At 69.6% G+C, this 16,115-nt stretch carries 14 protein-coding genes; 6 read left to right on the top strand and 8 right to left on the bottom strand.

All coding sequences use genetic code 11. The annotated features are described in order from the left end of the window. The 4 genes from D7V88_RS27925 to D7V88_RS27910 form a co-directional block, all read left to right on the top strand. Positions 1-359, top strand: a 359-nt coding sequence (locus tag D7V88_RS27925) for an energy transducer TonB (RefSeq protein ID WP_147448893.1), incomplete at its 5' end; no start/stop codon positions are given. A 22-nt stretch (positions 360-381) separates the two neighbouring features. After that, entirely contained in the window at positions 382-1,809 is a 1,428-nt protein-coding gene (locus D7V88_RS27920) for a PepSY-associated TM helix domain-containing protein (protein ID WP_120543674.1), read from the top strand. Between the two features lie 343 nt (positions 1,810-2,152). Next, entirely contained in the window at positions 2,153-4,438 is a 2,286-nt protein-coding gene (locus D7V88_RS27915) for a TonB-dependent receptor (protein WP_244238433.1), read from the top strand. 38 nt (positions 4,439-4,476) lie between these two features. Continuing rightward, positions 4,477-5,157: a Fe2+-dependent dioxygenase gene (locus D7V88_RS27910; RefSeq protein WP_120543672.1), complete on the top strand. Its 681-nt coding sequence runs from the start codon at positions 4,477-4,479 to the stop codon at positions 5,155-5,157. Between the two features lie 9 nt (positions 5,158-5,166). On the opposite strand, the gene D7V88_RS27905 is transcribed toward D7V88_RS27910, so the two are convergent. Then, the gene (locus tag D7V88_RS27905; RefSeq protein WP_120543671.1) at positions 5,167-5,634 is read right to left on the bottom strand and encodes a universal stress protein; all 468 of its coding nucleotides are present in this window, start codon (positions 5,632-5,634) and stop codon (positions 5,167-5,169) included. A 141-nt stretch (positions 5,635-5,775) separates the two neighbouring features. Between D7V88_RS27905 and D7V88_RS27900 the strand changes: the two genes are divergently transcribed. Then, positions 5,776-6,648 carry an SDR family NAD(P)-dependent oxidoreductase gene (locus tag D7V88_RS27900; RefSeq protein ID WP_120543670.1) on the top strand — a complete coding sequence of 291 codons (873 nt, stop codon included), beginning with the start codon at positions 5,776-5,778 and terminating at the stop codon, positions 6,646-6,648. Positions 6,649-6,655: 7 nt separating this feature from the next. On the opposite strand, the gene D7V88_RS27895 is transcribed toward D7V88_RS27900, so the two are convergent. The 7 genes from D7V88_RS27895 to truD form a co-directional block, all read right to left on the bottom strand. After that, entirely contained in the window at positions 6,656-7,423 is a 768-nt protein-coding gene (locus D7V88_RS27895; RefSeq protein WP_167509882.1) for a trypsin-like serine peptidase, read from the bottom strand. Positions 7,424-7,727: 304 nt separating this feature from the next. After that, positions 7,728-9,215 (bottom strand): FAD-dependent oxidoreductase, encoded by a 1,488-nt coding sequence (locus D7V88_RS27890; RefSeq protein WP_120543668.1) that lies wholly within the window; start codon positions 9,213-9,215, stop codon positions 7,728-7,730. Further along, positions 9,212-10,558, bottom strand: coding sequence for a 2Fe-2S iron-sulfur cluster-binding protein (locus tag D7V88_RS27885; RefSeq protein ID WP_120543667.1), 1,347 nt, complete (start codon positions 10,556-10,558; stop codon positions 9,212-9,214). Before D7V88_RS27885 ends, D7V88_RS27890 begins: the two co-directional genes overlap by 4 nt. Before the next feature lie 236 nt (positions 10,559-10,794). Beyond that, on the bottom strand, positions 10,795-12,294 hold the full coding sequence (locus D7V88_RS27880; protein WP_120543676.1) for a polymer-forming cytoskeletal protein: 1,500 nt from the start codon (positions 12,292-12,294) through the stop codon (positions 10,795-10,797). Positions 12,295-12,302: 8 nt separating this feature from the next. Then, on the bottom strand, positions 12,303-12,803 hold the full coding sequence (locus D7V88_RS27875) for a hypothetical protein (RefSeq protein WP_120543666.1): 501 nt from the start codon (positions 12,801-12,803) through the stop codon (positions 12,303-12,305). Then, a complete protein-coding gene (locus D7V88_RS27870) occupies positions 12,800-13,390 on the bottom strand; it encodes an RNA polymerase sigma factor (protein ID WP_208726511.1) in 591 nt (196 codons plus the stop codon). The genes D7V88_RS27875 and D7V88_RS27870 overlap by 4 nt, the downstream gene beginning before the upstream one ends. A 78-nt stretch (positions 13,391-13,468) precedes the next feature. After that, complete coding sequence (gene truD, locus D7V88_RS27865; RefSeq protein ID WP_120543664.1) at positions 13,469-15,082, bottom strand: tRNA pseudouridine(13) synthase TruD; 1,614 nt, start codon at positions 15,080-15,082, stop codon at positions 13,469-13,471. 72 nt (positions 15,083-15,154) lie between these two features. Between truD and D7V88_RS27860 the strand changes: the two genes are divergently transcribed. After that, complete coding sequence (locus tag D7V88_RS27860; protein ID WP_120543663.1) at positions 15,155-16,090, top strand: type II toxin-antitoxin system TacA family antitoxin; 936 nt, start codon at positions 15,155-15,157, stop codon at positions 16,088-16,090. Positions 16,091-16,115: the final 25 nt, after the last annotated feature.

The following is a 16,115-nucleotide window of genomic DNA, read 5'->3' as shown; positions in this document are numbered from 1 at the left end:
GTGTGGAGGGTGGCACCGTGGGCGGGCTGGCGGGAGGTCGCGTGGGCGGGCTGGGCGCGGCGCCGGCCATCTTCTCCCCCCGGGAAGTGATGAAGCTGCCGGTGCTGCTCGAGGGCAAGCCGGACTATCCGCGCCGGGCCCGCGAGGACGGCATCACGGGCGTGGTGATGGTGTACGTGGTGATTGGCGCGGATGGGCGCGTGGAGCCGGCCTATACGCGCATCCAGCGTTCGGTTCCCGGCCTGGACGAAGCGGCCATCGAATCCGTTTCACGCTGGCGCTTCTCGCCGGCGCTGGGACACGACGGGCGCCCGGTTCGCGTCAAGGTCGTGATCCCCGTGAAGTTCGCATTGAAGTGACCTGCTCGAAGAGACGCACACCATGAAGCCTGGCCTCCTCCGAAACGTCCTCTTCTGGATCCACCTGGTGTCCGGTCTCACCGTCGGACTCGTCGTCGGGGTGATGTCCTTCACTGGCGTGGCGATCGCGTTCGAGTCGCAGATCGTCGAATGGGCGGACCGCGATGCCCGTCACGCTGCGCCGCCGCCTTCCGGCACGCCCCGGCTGTCGGTGGACGCGATGCTCGCGAAGGTGAAGGAGGCGCGGCCGGGCGCGCAGCCCACCGCGGTGACGCTCTACCCGGAGGCGGACAGCGTGGTGGTGGTGGCCACCGGGCGCAACAGCGCCGTCTACGTGCACCCCTTCACCGGCGAGGTGCGTGAGCAGGGCGCGCAGGGCTGGCGCTCGTTCTTCAACACCATGGAGGATGCGCACCGCTGGCTCGCGGTGTCGGGCGACCAGCGCCCCATTGGCAAGGCCATCACCGGCGCGAGCAACCTGGCCTTTCTCTTCCTGGGCGTGACGGGCCTGTTCCTGTGGTGGCCGCGCAAGTGGACGCTGCGCGCCATGCGGCCGACGCTGTGGTTCCGCGGCGGGCTCAAGGGCAAGGCGCGCGACTTCAACTGGCACAACGTCATCGGCTTCTGGTCGCTGCCGGTGCTGGTGGTGCTGACGGTGTCCGGCGCGGTGATTTCCTACAAGTGGGCTTCGAACCTGGTCTTCACGCTCACGGGCAACCCGCCGCCCAATGCGCAGGGGCCCAGTGTTTCACCGCCGGTGCCCGTGCCCACGCCTGCGCCCGGCACCGCGCCCCAGGAGTTGGATGCGCTCTTCGCGGTGGTGATGAAGCAGGCGAAGCCCTGGGAGACGCTCACCTTGCGGCTGCCCACGCCGCCGCAGGGGAACTCAGGGGCCGGTCGGCCCGAGGGTGCCTCCGAAGGAGGCCGCGGTGGTCCGCGAGGCGAGGGTGGTCCGCGAGGCGAGGGTGGTCCGCGAGGCGAGGGTGGTCCGCGAGGCGAAGGCGGCTCGCGCGGTGAGGCCGGTGCGCGCGGTGAAGGCGGCCCGCGCGGTGGGGCCGGTCCGCGAGGCGAGGGTGGCCCAGGCGGTGCCGGGCGCGGTGGTCCGCAGGCAAGCACCTTCACGGTGCGCGAGCAGGACCGGTGGCCGCTGTTCTCGTCGGTCCAGGTGTCACTGGATCCGTTCACGGGACAGGCGCTGCGCACGGAGACGTACGCGGACTTCAACAGCGGCCGCAAGGTGCGCACGTGGCTGCGCTTCCTGCACACCGGCGAGGCGCTGGGGTGGATGGGCCAGCTCATCGCCGCGCTCGCGTCGTTCGGCGCCGTCTTCCTGGTCTACACCGGCTATTCGCTGTCCTGGCGCCGGTTCTTCCCGCGCCGCCGGACCCAGACCGCGACACCGGCTGCGGCGGTCCCCGAGTCCCCGGAATCCAAGACACACGCTGCCTGAGATTTCCCTCATGAAACACAGTATCCAGGATTGGCTGGAATTGTGTTTGTGAGAATCCCCTCATGAAACACATCCACGGCCCGGACCGCGCGAGCGGCTCCGGGCCGACGCATTTTCACTCTCAGGCGTGTGGCATTCGAACGCCTGATGTCTGGCAGCGCTGGGTTTGCCCGGCGACCTCAATCACAGCTCTTTTGGGGAAGAAATATCTTGTCACATGTAACAAGGTCCTGCATATGAGAATCATTCTCATTTAGCCGCACCAATCTTCCCGAGGGGACCCGTGTCCACAGCCAAGCCCGGTCGTTCTGCAATCCGCTCATCGAATGGAAACCCTGGAGGCGTGCGCGGCGCGCTGTGGCCCTGGGGGCAGGCGGTGGGACTCGCCTCCGCGCTGGCGGCGGGAGGGGCGGTGGCGCAGGAGGCCCCGGTGGCCGCCGAACCCGCGGCGCCCGTGCAGGAGGCCCGTCCGGTGGAGGGTGCGGCCCCCGCCGCGACGACGCCCGCGTCCGAGGCTCCGGCGGCGGATGCTCCCGTGACGGGCACGGCGTCCGCCGGCCAGGACGCGAATGACGTCTTCGTCCTGCCCACGGTGGAGGTGGAGGGCGCGGCGTCGAAGTACAACGCGACGGAGCCCAGCCTGGCGCGCCTGCCCCGGCCGCTGGTGGACACGCCGCAGACCATCACGGTGGTGCCGGAGCGGGTCATCCAGGAGCAGCAGGCGACGACGCTGCGCGACGCCCTTCGCAACGTGTCGGGCATCACGGTGACGGCGGGTGAGGGTGGCCGGCAGGGTGATTCGTTCTCGCTGCGCGGCTTCTCCGCCCAGACGGACACGCTGCGCGACGGCGTGCGCGACCTGGGCTGGTTCACCCGCGACACGTTCAACCTGGAGGGCGTGGAGGTCTACTTCGGCCCGTCGTCGGTGCTCTTCGGCCGTGGCTCCACGGGCGGCGCCATCAACCTGGTGACGAAGAAGCCGCGCAAGGGGTCGTTCCAGAACCTGCGGCTGTCGGGCGGCACCGCGCCGTCCGGCCGCGTGGAGGCGGACGTCAACCACGAGGTGTCTGATCGCATCCAACTGCGCGTGAGCGCGACGGGGCAGTTGGCGGACGTGGCGGGCCGCGACGTCGTCACGGAGAACCGGGCGGGCATCGCGCCGTCCGCGCGCATCCAACTGGCGGACAAGGTCGCGCTGGAAGTGGACTACTTCTACCAGCACGAGAACAGCGTGCCGGACTACGGCCAGCCGTACTTCAACGGCTACCCGGTGTCCGTCACCCTGGACGTGCCTCGGGAGAACTTCTACGGCGTGAAGGACTCCGACGTGGAGCGCGTGAACGTGCACATCGGCACGGCGCGCGTGCTGGCGGACCTGGGCAGCAACCTGAAACTCACCAACACCCTGCGCTACGGCGGCGTGGACCGCTTCGCCCGGCCCACCGCGCCGCGCGGCCTGACGCCGGCGGGCGCTCCGACGACCATCGGCCGGCAGCGCTTCGAGACGAACAACGACAACACGTACCTGGCGAACCAGACCGACCTGCGCGGCGTGTTCACCACCGGCTTCCTCAAGCACACCGCCAACGTGGGACTGGATCTGTCGCGTGAGCAGCGCAGCCAGGATCGCAACAACCTCACCGCGGTGGGCCTGCCCACGGGCCCCAACCTGCCCGCGGACCTGTACAACCCGGACCCCAACCCGGACCTGTCCGCCGTCAACCGCGTCTTCGGCTCGTCCAACGAGAGCCGGCAGGTGAACCTGGGCGTGTACGCGTCCGACCAGGTGCAGATTGGCCAGTACGTGGAGCTCTTGGGCACCATCCGCTACGACAGCCTGCACAGCGACTATTCGTCCACCAACGCCGCGGGTGAGACGACGCCGTTCGAACAGGAGAACGGCCTGTTCAACTGGCGCGCGGGCGTGGTGCTCCACCCGGTGGCGAACACCAGCGTCTACGGCATGTACGGCACGTCCTCCAACCCGAGCGCGGAGCTGGCCACGCTGGCCAACGACACCGTCAGCCTGGATCCGGAGAAGAACGAGACGTTTGAAATCGGCGCCAAGTCCGACGTCATCGCCGAGCGCCTGAGCATGAACGCGGCCGTCTTCCGCACGAACAAGAAGAACGCCCGCGTGCCCAACAGCGACCCGGAAGGGCCCGCGACGATCCTTGAGGGCAAGCAGCGGGTGCAGGGCTACAACCTTGGCGTCGCGGGTTCGCCCGTGCGCGGCTGGAACGTGTTCGCCAACTACACGTTCCTGGACGCGAGCATCCAGGAGCACACCAACGACTTCCTGGAAGGCCAGCGGCTGGTGAACACGCCCAAGCGCAGCTTCTCGCTGTGGACCACGTACGCCATCCTGGAGAACTTCTCCGTGGGCGGCGGCGCCGTGTTCCAGGACGTGGTCCCGGTGAACAACCCGGCCAACGCGACGGTGCTGCTCTCCAAGGTGCCCAACTACTGGCGCTTCGACGCGTTCGCCAGCTACGCGTTCAAGAAGGTGGACCTGCAGTTGAACGTCTACAACCTCACCGACAAGCTCTACTACGACGCGTACTACGGCGGTCAGGCCGTGCCGGCGGAAGGCCGCTCGGCGGTGCTGTCCGCGAACGTGCGGTTCTAGCCGCGCGCGCCTCCAACCGGGCGTGGGAGGATGTCCTCATGATGGTGCACATCCCGCAGGTCCTCACGCCCGAGCAGGTCGCCCACTGCCGCGCCGTCTTCCAGAAGGCGGCGTGGGAGGACGGCCGCGCCACCGCGGGCAGCCAGTCCGCGCAGGTGAAGAAGAACCTCCAGCTTCCCGAAGGGAGTCCCGCCGCGTGGGAGCTGGGGGACCTGGTGCTCTCCGGCCTGGAGAAGAGCCCGCTGTTCATCTCCGCCGTGCTGCCCCAGCGCGTCTTCCCGCCGCTGTTCAACCGCTACGAGTCGGGGATGGACTTCGGCTCGCACGTGGACAACGCCATCCGGCCGCTCGCGGGCACGTCGCTGCGCATCCGCACGGACGTGTCCGCGACGCTGTTCCTGAGCGATCCGGACAGCTACGACGGCGGCGAGCTGGTGGTGGAGGACACGTACGGCAACCACTCCGCGAAGCTGCCCGCGGGGGACCTCATCATCTACCCGTCCACCAGCCTGCACCACGTCACGCCGGTGACGCGCGGCGTGCGGCTGGCGTCGTTCTTCTGGGTGCAGAGCATGGTGCGGGATGCGTCCCAGCGCGCGCTGCTCTTCGACATGGACACGTCCATCATGCAGCTCACGCGCGAGGTGCCCAAGAGCCCCGCGCTGGTGATGTTGACGGGCGTGTACCACAACCTCTTGCGCCAGTGGGCGGAGCCCTGAGCCGCGCCGTCAGCTCTCTTCGGGCGTGACGTGCAGCGTGAGCACCGGGCACGCCGCGCGGCCCACCACCTTCTGCGCCACGCTGCCTAGCAGCATGCGGGTGATGCCCTTGCGCTGATGGGTGCCCATCACGACGAGATCGTATTTGCCGCGCTCGGCCTCCTCCAGCACGACGTTGGCCGCCTCGCCAATCACCACGCGATGGGACAGGGCCACGGGCGCGCTGCCCTCCAGGGAGCGCAGGAGCGCGGACAGCTCCTTGCCCGCGGTGTCGCGCGCCATCGTCTCCAGCGACTGCGCGTCCCAACCGGGTGAGGCGACCAGCAGGTCGGGCGCCACGTACTGCGGCGGCTCCCAGGCGTGGATGATGTCCACCGTCGCACCGAAAGGCCGCGCGAGCTGCAGGGCGTACTCCACGACGGAACGGGACCCGTCCTTCAGGTCCACCGGCACGAGGATGCGTGAAGGGCCAGCCATGGATGTCCTCCTCCCAGAAGTGCGCAACATGGCACGTCCGCCCGCCTTGGGGGCGAGCGGCCGGTCGCGGGATGTTGAGCAACGGAGCAGGCACGCAGGTCGCCCTTGGCGTGGGCAGCTTTCCACCCGAGGTTCACCCCCATGCGCCCTCCCATCGACAACGGTACCGTGCTCATCATTGGCGCCGCTGGCGGCATCGGCCGCGAGCTTGCCCGCCTGCTCTCCCCCCGCGTCAGGACCCTGGTGCTGGTCGCGCGCGAGGTGGAGGCGCTGAAGGCCCTGCGCGAGGAGCTGCTGCTGCGCAACCCCACCCTGGGGGTGATGCTGCGTGCCTGCCGGCTGGATGATCCCGGCGCGGTGGACGACCTGTTCGCGCACCTGGAGCGCCACTATGTGCGCGTGGACGTGCTCATCAACAACGCGGATCACTCCTCCAGTGGGCTGTACGCCGAAGAGCGCTGGAAGCGCATCGAGGAGCTGGTGCATGCCAACGTGCTGGCCCCCGCGATGCTCACGCACCGGCTGCTGGGGCCCATGCTGGAGCGGGGGCGGGGAGGCATCCTCACCATCGGTTCGGGCGCGGCGCGCCTCTTCCTGCCGGGCGCGGTGACGTTCGCCGCCACGCAGCGCTTCCTGGACGGCTTCAGCGAATCCCTGCGCCTGGAGGTGAAGGACGCGGGCATCCCCGTCACCTTCGTGGCCGCGGGGCCGCTCGCGCTGGAGCCCGCTTTGGACGAAGAGGTGACGCCCTTCTTCGAGCTGTCCCTGCGCCAGTGCGCCCGCGAGTCCCTGGCGGGCTTCGAGCGGGGCGAAGCGCTGGTGTACCCGGGCCTGGGGCACCGGTGGATGATGCGTTTGTTGCGCCTGCTGCCGCGCTCCTTCAAGCGGGGCCTGGGGCGACTGGCCCTGGGCGGCCTGCGCAGGAAGCTGCTGCTTTCGCCCTCCGGGCCCGGAACGCACGAACCCCCCAGGCCGGTGCTGCTGGCCCAGGGGGAACCTTCGTCCGCGACGTGAGGACGGACTACAGCCCGATTTCCGCGAGGCGGGCCTTCACGCGCGTGGCCTTCACGCCGGTGTTCGCCGTGCCGCGACCCTGCGAGTTGCCGCCGACGCCGATGTGGTGCAGCGCCACCACCTGGTTCGTGGACGTGGAGATGACGGGCGAGCCGGACGAGCCGCCCAGCGTGTCCGCGTTGTAGGAGATGTCCGTGGTGCTGTAGTTGCCGTTCAGCACGGAGCCCGGCGAGGACTTCTTCGTCGGCACGCAGGAGGGCGTCGTGTAGTAGTCGCAGTTCTGGTTGACGACGTACACGGACGCGTTCGTCGCCGCGTTGGTGCTGGAGACGGCGAGGAAGCCGTACACCGCGCCGGGCAACTGACCGTTGACGGCCGAGCAGCGCAGCGCCGTCATGTCATCGCCGCTCCACGTCTTGATGAACGTGGCGCAGGGGTACCAGATGCGCGACGCGGACGCGACGTTGTCCTCGTAGTTGAACGACACGCGCGCGCCCACCGCCTCCGACGCGCTGCCAACGCAGTGGTTGTTGGTGATGATGACGTCGTTGGAGACGAGCCACGCCGTGCAACGGCTGCCCACCGCCGGGATGGAGAGGTAGCCCACCGCCCGGGCCCTCGTGGCCTGCGTGCCCGTGAGGGACGTGGAGCTCACCCAGTTCAGCGTGCCCACGATGACGTTGGATTCCTGCGACGCCAGCGGACCGTTCGGCTCCGCGTCCGGCAGGTCCTGCGGGTCCATGGAACCACACGCCGTCAGGCCCATCACCAGCATCGCACCCACGAGCTTCTTCGCGACCACGGGAACCTCCTTCGCGCAGCATTGCGCGGCGCGAAGGGCAAGGCACGTCGCGTGCCAAGGGGTGTCCCAGAGGGAGCCCGCCACCCCGCGTCCCCCGGGGTGGTGCGTGGATGCTCCGTGCAATCCGGTTGCGTTTGTAAAGAAACGTCACATCCCCGGGCGAATCCCCAGCCATCCCGGGGGCTTACGCGTATTTCAAGGAGTGCCGCTTTTGCGGACAACCGGGTCCGCCCTGTTGTCCCAAGCGGAGACAGGGCGGGGTGGGCGCCGGGCCCCTCTATCCGATGATCATCTCCTCGCGCTCCAGGGTGCCGCTCTCGAAGCGGCGGAGGTTGAAGCGGGTGAAGAGCTCGTCGGAGGTGCCGGAGGTCATCCACTGCGCCATCCGCTCCGCGACGGCGGGGGCCATCATGAAGCCATGGCCCACGAAGCCGGACATCTGGAGCAGGTTGTCCAGCCCGGGGGTGCGGCCGAGGATGGGGTTGTTGTCCGGGGTGACGTCGTAGAGGCCGCCCCACTGGCGCAGCACCTTCACCTGGCCCACGTTGGGGAGCTGTTCGGTGAGGGCGCGGGCGAAGCGCGACACGAAGCGCAGGGTGCTGCCCATGTTGGGGCCGGCGGGCTCCTTCGGGTCACCCATGCCGCCCACGATTTCGCCGCGCATGGACTGGCTGAAGTACAGGCCCGTGTCGAGCACCGACACCAGCGGCGACAGGAAGGGCTTGAGCGGTTCGGTGCTCAGGATTTCATGCCGGTGCGGTTCGTTGGGCAGGGCCACGTCCGCGAGCTTCGCCACCTGGGGGCTCCACGCGCCGGAGGCGAGCACCACGGTGTCACAGGCGATGTCGCCCCGGTCCGTCTTCACCTTGCGCACCTGGCCGTTGCTCGTCTCGAAGCCCGTGACGTTGGTGTACGTCTCCACCTTCACGCCGCGCTTCACGCTGCCCTGCGCGTAGCCCCACAAGAAGGCCCAGGGGAAGATGACGCCGTCCTCCGGGTTGTAGGCCGCGGTGAGGCAGTCCTTCATCGTCAGGCCGGGGACGATGTCGCGCGCCGCGTCCGGCGTGATGATGCGCGTGGGCACGCCGTACTTGTTGTGCAGGACAGCGTTCTTCTCCAGCCGCAGCGCCGTGTCCTTGCGCTTGGCCAGGAAGAGGTAGCCGCCCTGGCGCAGCCACACGTTGACGCCCAGGTCGCGCGCGAAGACCTTCATCAGGTCGATGGAGCGCTTGGCCAGCTCAATCAGCGCCGGGGTGCCCCACTGCATGCGCACGCCGCCGCCGTTGCGGCCGGACGCGCCCGCGCACAGGTAGCCGCGCTCCAGCACCACCACGTCCGTCTCACCGCGCAGCGCCAGGTTGTACGCCAGCGACAGGCCCATGATGCCGCCGCCGATGATGACCACCTTCGCCTTCTGCGGCACCGGGCCCTGGGGCCTGAGCGCGGACGGGAAGTGCTCCAGCTCCTGGGGCACGCCGCCCATGGGGGGCACGGATTCATCCACCGGGGCGCTCGCGAGCAGGCGCAGCTCCGTGGGGTACAGCGGCGGGCGCGGCGTGAAGGGCACCACGGCTTCGGACTTGAGCGCCTTCGACTTCTGGAGCAGCGCCGCGACCGCGGAGTGGCAGCTCTTGCCCTGGCAGATGCCGGTGCCGAAGCCGGTGAAGCGCTTCACCGACTCCACGTCCTGGTAGCCCCGCTCCAGCGCGTGTTCGATGTCGGAGACGGTGACGTCCTCGCAGGTACAGACGAGCGCCTTGCTCATGACAGCCCTCCCAGCAGCGCCTGCGCCGCGCGCTGGCCCATGGCCGCCGCGTCCTTCGCCGTCCCCACCTTCGCCACGTCGCCCGCGACGAACACGTCCGCGGCCTGCGTGCGTCCGTCCGCGTCCGCGTCCACGCGGAAGTGGCCCGCGTTCGCGTCGAACTCCACCTTCGCGCCACCCTGGCGTGCCAGCTCGAAGCCCGGCGTCACCGGCACCGACACGATGATGGCGTCACACGCCACCTTCTGCTTGCGGCCTCCTTGCGGCGTGAAGCTCAGCGCGCCCACGCCGCGCAGGCCGTGCGCCTTGAGCCCGTCGCCCACGCACGCCTTGGGGTGGGCGTTCGCGGGCAGCGGGCCCTTCAAGTCCACCACCGCGGCCACCTCCACGCCCCGCTGGGTCAGCAGGTGCGCCAGTGCGTGCAGCTCCAGGCCGTGGCCCACCAGCGTCGCGACCTCCGGGGCCACGTCATGGCGGCGCAGCAGCAGGCTCGCCGCGCGGCCCGCGAACACGCCGGGCAGATCGTTGTTCTCGAAGGGGAGGGTGGGGGGATGGCCGCCCACCGTGAGCAGGAAGCGCTCCGCGTAGACCTTCAAGAGCCGCAGACCTTCGGGCTCCTGCGACGCCACCGCGAGGTAGCGGCCGTGCTCGTCGTCGTACAGGCCCAGGACGGTGGCCCGCTTGAGCACGCTGCCCTGCGGGAACGCGGTGGGCTCCGGCACGAAGGGCGCTCCGTCCTCCGGGGTGCCGTGGACCAGCCGTCCACCCAGGTTCGCGTCGCGCTCCAGCAGGAGGAAGGGCACGCCCTTGCCGGCCAGCACACGCGCCGCCTCCAGGCCCGCGGGGCCTCCGCCCACCACCGCGACCTTGATGTGGAGCGTGCGCGAGGGCAGAGCCTGGGGGCCGGGCTCCTTCGGCAACAGGCCCAGGCCCGCGAGCTGCCGGGCCACCTTCGCCATCACGTCCTCCGCGATGGGGACGCCCGCGAACATCTCGTGGTGGTCGAAGCGCTTGGGGAAGAACCAGTCGATGGTCGCGAAGATGTCCACGTTCGCGGAGGGGTACGCGTTCTGCCGCTCCAGCCGCATGCCTTCCTTCGCGGGCGTGCGGCACGTGTAGACGTTGGGCAGACCGTCCACGCGCATGAGGCAGTGCGAACAGGCCGCGGCGAAGCAGAAGGGCCCGCGCGGGCGGTGGTACTTCACGGAGCGGGAGAGGACGTTCTCGCCCGCGGCGATGAGGGAGCACGCCACCGGCTCGCCTTCGATGGCGGGGATGCTCTCGCCCTCGAGGTCCACGGTGATGGCCCTGCCGCGCGGGGTTGCGTCTGGGAGGCGTCGCATGGGTGCCGCGCAAAATGGCGCACCGGACCCGGGCGGTCAAAGCCTGTCGGCATCCGCTCGCTCCCCGTCAACACCTCGCGCCGACAGCCCAGGTGATGGCGGGTGAGCGTGGCACTTGTTGGAGAAGGAAAAGCCCCACTCCCGGTGCGCGGGGAGCGGGGCTTCGGGGAGCGGAGCTTCAGCGGAGCTTTTTTGATGCGGTGTGGCAAACCCTGTCGGCCCTCAGGCCGGGTGCGTCAGATGGGCGCTTCGTCCCGGGGGAAGATGGGCTCCGGCATGCCCCGGGGGCGGTAGCCGAAGCGGGTGCGGATGACCGCGCCGAACGCCAGCGGGGTGAGGAAGAGGTTGAGCAGCACGCCCAGCACCGGGATGTGGCTGATGAGCAGCAGCACCCCCAGCCCCAAAGCCAGCACCACCGCCTGCGTCTTGCGTCCACGCATCACCGGCAGCCGCGTGCCCAGTTCGCTCGCGATGGCCGCGTAGCCCAGCGCGGTGCCCAGCATGGAGGCGACCAGGAGGGCGAACGCCACCGGAATGCCGATGAGGGTGATGCACAGGACGATGGTCAGCGGGATGAGCGCCAGCGTGCCCACGAACCCCACCGACACGCTCTGGCCGGGGCGGCTGCGGATCTCCTCGCCCAGCTCCTTCATGCGCGCCGGGAAGAACATCTGCCCCAGGAAGCCCAGCCCGAAGAGCAGCGCGAACTGGAGGATGAACGACGCCAGTCCGCCGCCCCCATTGCCACGGTCGTCGTCATCGTCGTCCGAATCCGAGGGATCCACCGCCGCGCCGGGGTCGCGGGACTCCGTCATGCCGCGCTTGATTTCACCCGCCACCATGCGGCCCAGGCCCGCGCCGCCAAAGGACTCCAGGCTGCCCTCCACCTTGGCGCCGTCCGCCTTCTGCACCTGGCCGCCGAAGGCGGACACGTCGCCTTCCACCTCCGCGTCCGGGCCCAGGATGACGTTGCCGCCGAAGGCGTGAGCGTCGCCCTCCACGTGGCCGTGGATCTCCAGGTTGCCGCCGAAGGCGACGGCGTCGTCCTCCACCGTGCCGCGCACGATGAGGTTGCCGCCGTAGACGACCGCGCTCTCCACGGACTCGCCCTGCTTCACCTCCAGGTTCTGTCCGCGCGCCACCACGTCCCGGGCGCCGCGCCGGCCCCGCTTGTTCTTGAAGCTGTCGCGGAAGTCGCGGATCTCCTCGCGCACGCGCTGCTTGGCCTCCTCGGCCTGCTCCTTCGCGGCCTCCGCGTGGGCGGCGGCGGCGGCGGCCTCCAGCTCCGCGGCTTCCTCCGCGTCCAAGGGCTCGGGCGGAGCGGGCGGCGGCGGAGGCGTGGCGGCCACCATGGGCGGCACCGGCACGGCGGGCGGCGCGTTGTCGGCCGTGCCGGCTTCCTTCTCCCGGGTGGTGAGCGGGCGCAGGGTGAAGATGGAGCCGTCCTGCTCCAGGTGGAGCGAGTACGCGCGGGCCACCGTGCGCAGGGCCTGCTCGGCGCCAATGCCGCGCAGGCGCACCTCCGCGGGGGTGTCCAGGTCGCCGGTGACGACGAGGTTCAGGCCGCCCTTCTCAGCGATTGTCTTGAGCGCGTCCCGCAGCGAGCCGCGGAAGCTCACGTCGATGGTGCGCGTGGGCGCGGTGGCGGCGGCGGGGGGCGCCGGGGGCCCTTCCGCGAGCGCGAGCGGGGCGCCGAGGAGGAGCGTGGGAAGCAGCAGTCGGGGGAGGATCTTCATGGTCACGCTCAGGCTTCGGAGAGAGACGGAGGAGGGGAACCGACGAGCCGCTTCAGCCCGAACAGGGAGGACAGGACGACCACCGCGATGAAGCACGCCACCGCCACGCCCGCGGTGCTCCAGAGGGCGTGGGCACCGCTGAACAGGCCTTCCACGAACGCGCGGCTGTTGCCCACGGTGGAAGCGAAGCCGGTGCCGAAGCGACCGAGCGCCTGGTCGCTGGAGAAGAGGAAGCCCAGCCCCGCGCCCAGGGACGTCAGCAGGATGGCCAGCCCCGTCCACACCTCGCGCCGCTGGGGAACGGGGCTTTCGGCGACGCGGGCCATGACGTTGACGACCAGCGACGGGGGCGGCAGCGGATCCGCCAGCCGGAAGAGGTCCTGCTCCAGCAGGCGGTGGTCTTCCATCATCGCGGCGCAGGCTTCGCACTCCGCGGCGTGGTCCAGGCCGGGGCCCTCACCCGCCTCCAGCTCCGCGAACAGGACTTCCAGATCGGGGCAGGGGCTCATCGGGTCTCCTCCTCGGCGGGCGTCATCTTCTTGCGCAGTTTCTCACGGGCCCGGAACAGGCGGGCCATGATGGTCCCGGGCGCGCAGCCCATGATCTGCGCGATCTCCTTCGTGGTGCGCTTCTGGACGTAATAGAGGGCCAGCACTTCACGGTCGTCCACGGAGAGCGTCTCCATGGCGGCCTCCAGTGACAGCCGCTCCTCGCGCGCGATGGCGCCGTCCAACTGGGACGCCTCGTGGCTGGGGAGGACCTCCTTCATGGGCTCCAGCTCCTCGGTGCGCACCTTGGTGCGGCGGCGGAGCAGGTCCAGACAGAGGTTGCGGGTGATGGCGAGCACCCAGAGGTCGAACGGGCGCGCGTCGTCGTAGCGGTGCAGGTTCTGGTACGCGCGCAGCAGGGCTTCCTGCGCGACCTCCGCCGCCTCCGAATCGTTCTGCAGCAGGCGCAACGCCAGGCCGTACACCGGGCGTTGCACGCTGCGAACGAGGGATTCGAAGGCGGACGGGTCCCCCTTGCGGGCGGCCTGCACGTCCGCTTTCCAGGGGAGCGGAGCGGCGTCCTCAGCCATCAGCATTCCGATGGCCATGGGCAGCGAGTCGAGGGCAAGAGCGTTCACGCCTTGTCCTACGGGCGTCGCGGAAGGCCATTGCGACGCCCCCCGACATCACTTCCTCTTCTGTTTTTTCACGGACTTGGCCGCTGCAAGCCGCTGTTTTTCGGCCTTTTCCACCCGGGCCTCGGCCTTCACGTCCTTGCGCTTTTGCTGCTTGGCGCGGAAACCCAGGGGGATTTCCGGCTCCGGCACGGGCGCGGCGGTGAAGGCAGGCGGGGGAGCGGGCGCTCGGGCCGGACGGGCGGAGCGCTCATCCCGGCGGGACGAACCCGCCCGGTCAGAACGGTCGGACCGGCCTTCAGGAGCGGACGGAGCGTCGAGCCCCCGGGGAGGCCGGGCCAGCCGCATCGGTCGGCTGGCGAGCGTGCGGTGGCGCGACGGGCCCTCGGCTTCACGCTTCGCTGCCTGGGCCGCCTCGACGTGGGCTTCGGCCCGTTCGGTGGCGACGAGGCGCGGACGCTGCGACGCGCGCACTTCGTCCTTCGTGTCCTCGGTGTACTCGAAGTGGAACAGGCGCTTGATGACGAGCGTGGCGTACGCGCCCGGGGGCAGCGTGAAGGCCACGTTGACCTTGATGTCGCCGCGGTTCACGTCGTCGTTCTGCGTGCGGCCCACGACGAGCTTGTGCGGGCTCATGAGCAGCGGGCGCTGCTCTTCCTTGAAGTAGAGCAGCCGCTCCGCGTTCTTGATGCGCAGGTCGGCGAGCTTGAGCTTCTCGCGGCCCAGCACCCACGCCATGGCCTCCGCCACCTTCGGATCGCTGAAGGTGGAGTCCGGCCCGACGAGCGGGAACGTCGCGTCGCGCAGCGTGCTCAGGACCTCCGGGCTCGCGTCCCGGAAGTGCAAGAGCGTGCCGGCCTGGTAGCGCATGGGGAACATGTGCTCGCGCGGCAGCAGCAGTTGCAGGTAGCGCCGGACGCCCTCGTTCCAGAGGTAGCTCTGGTACTCGAAGAGGATCATCGCCCGGTAGTCCGAGTCGATTTGCAGGAACGCCCGCATCCAATCGTTCGGATGGTCGCGCAGCGAGCGCAGGATGCGGTGGTACTTCTTCGCGCCCTCGAAGGGCACGCGCGCGTCCCACTGGCCCCAGTTGTCGCGCCAGAAGCCCTTCACCTTGGCGTCCTCGGTGCGATCCAGCTCCGAGGGACGGGCGAAGTAGTTGTGCAGCGCGGCCTCGAAGTCGCCCCGGATGATGTCCTTGGCGATGAAGCCCTGGCCATGCTTGAGCGCGCCGAAGCGCTGGCTGTCGAAGTAGTTCACCACGCCCAGGCGGTTGACCTCGGCGGTGGCCAGGTTGAGCGGGGCCAGCGAGTCGTGCGTCAGGGCGCGCACGGTGACGGAGAAGCGGTTGGAGGTGATGTTGCGCGCCGACAGGGCCTTGTCCGTCCGGCCCAGGAACTTCAGGCGGAGGTCGGGCTCCTGCATGTCGACGTCAGCGCCATCCACCGCGATGATCTGCTCGGTGCGGCCCTGCTTGTCCTTCAGGCCGCAGTAGCTGATGGAGCCCGGCTTCAGGCCGAACTTGGTAATGAGGCGGTTGACCGCGTCGAAGGTGGACAACTTCTGCTTGTCCATGAGGTAGACACGATGCCGCCCATTGGCGGCTTCGTCGAAGCGGTAGGACTCCTTCACGGAGAAGTCCTCGGGTTTTTGCTTGATTCGCACGACAGCCCCCTTAGCAGCGTGGACGCGCGGATTGAAGCGTTCGCGCCAGAATTGGGCTTAACCTGCAACCCCATGAGATCTCTTCCCGTCCTGCTCCTGCTGGGACTCGCCAGTGTCACGGTGGGTTGTGCCACCCCCCTTTCCACGATGCAGACCGCGAAGACGCTGTCCCCAGGCCAGGTCCAGGTGACGGGCAGCATGGGGGTCTTCGTGCCGGTGGGCACCCTCGTGGACGTGGTGGACGTGGGCATCGACCAGGGGCGCGAGGCGAGGGACGCCATCGAGGAGGGCCGGCCCTACAACCTCTCCGAGGAGGATCAGCAGCGCCTGCTCACCGCCGGCATCGCCCTGGTGGTGGCCCCGCCGGGCGTCAACCCGGAGCTGATGGTGCGGGTGGGCATCGTGGACGGGTTGGACCTGGGCGGGCGCTTCAGCGGCAACTCCCTGCGCTTCGACGGCAAGGTGCGGCTGGCGCACGGCGGCGAGGCGAAGAACCGCTCCTACGACCTGGCCCTGGGGCTGGGGGTGTCCAAGCACCTGTTCTCCGGAGCGGTGCTGGACGTGCTGGAGGTGGTGCAGTTGGGGGACTTCAACCGCTTCGACGTGGAGGTGCCGCTCTACCTGAGCGCCGAGTACGGCGATGTATTCAAGCTCTATGGGGCCCCCAAGTATGTCTACAGCCACACCCGGATGGACCCGCAACTGGTGGACTTCTCCCAGCAGGGCGCCCCGGTGACGGGCTTCGACGTGAGCCTGCCCACGTCGGTGAGCAGCCACTTCGTGGGCTCCACGGTGGGCTTCGCCCTGGGCTACCGCTACGTGCACATCTACGCCGAGCTGACGGGCGGCTACGTCATCTGCAAGCCGGACCTCTTCGGGGCGAAGCGGAACCTGGGCGGAGTGACCTTCCAGCCCTCCATCGGGCTGGCCTTCCGCTCCCCGGGCGCCCGTCCGCCCGCGTCAGCGGCCCCTGCGGCCCCGGGGACGGTGGCCCCGCCCTCGATATGAGCCAGGGGACTGACCGGCCGTACAG

The sequence above is a fragment of the Corallococcus terminator genome, assembly GCF_003611635.1.
Classification (GTDB): Bacteria; Myxococcota; Myxococcia; order Myxococcales; family Myxococcaceae; genus Corallococcus; species Corallococcus terminator.
This window is presented reverse-complemented; position numbering and strand designations above follow the sequence as displayed.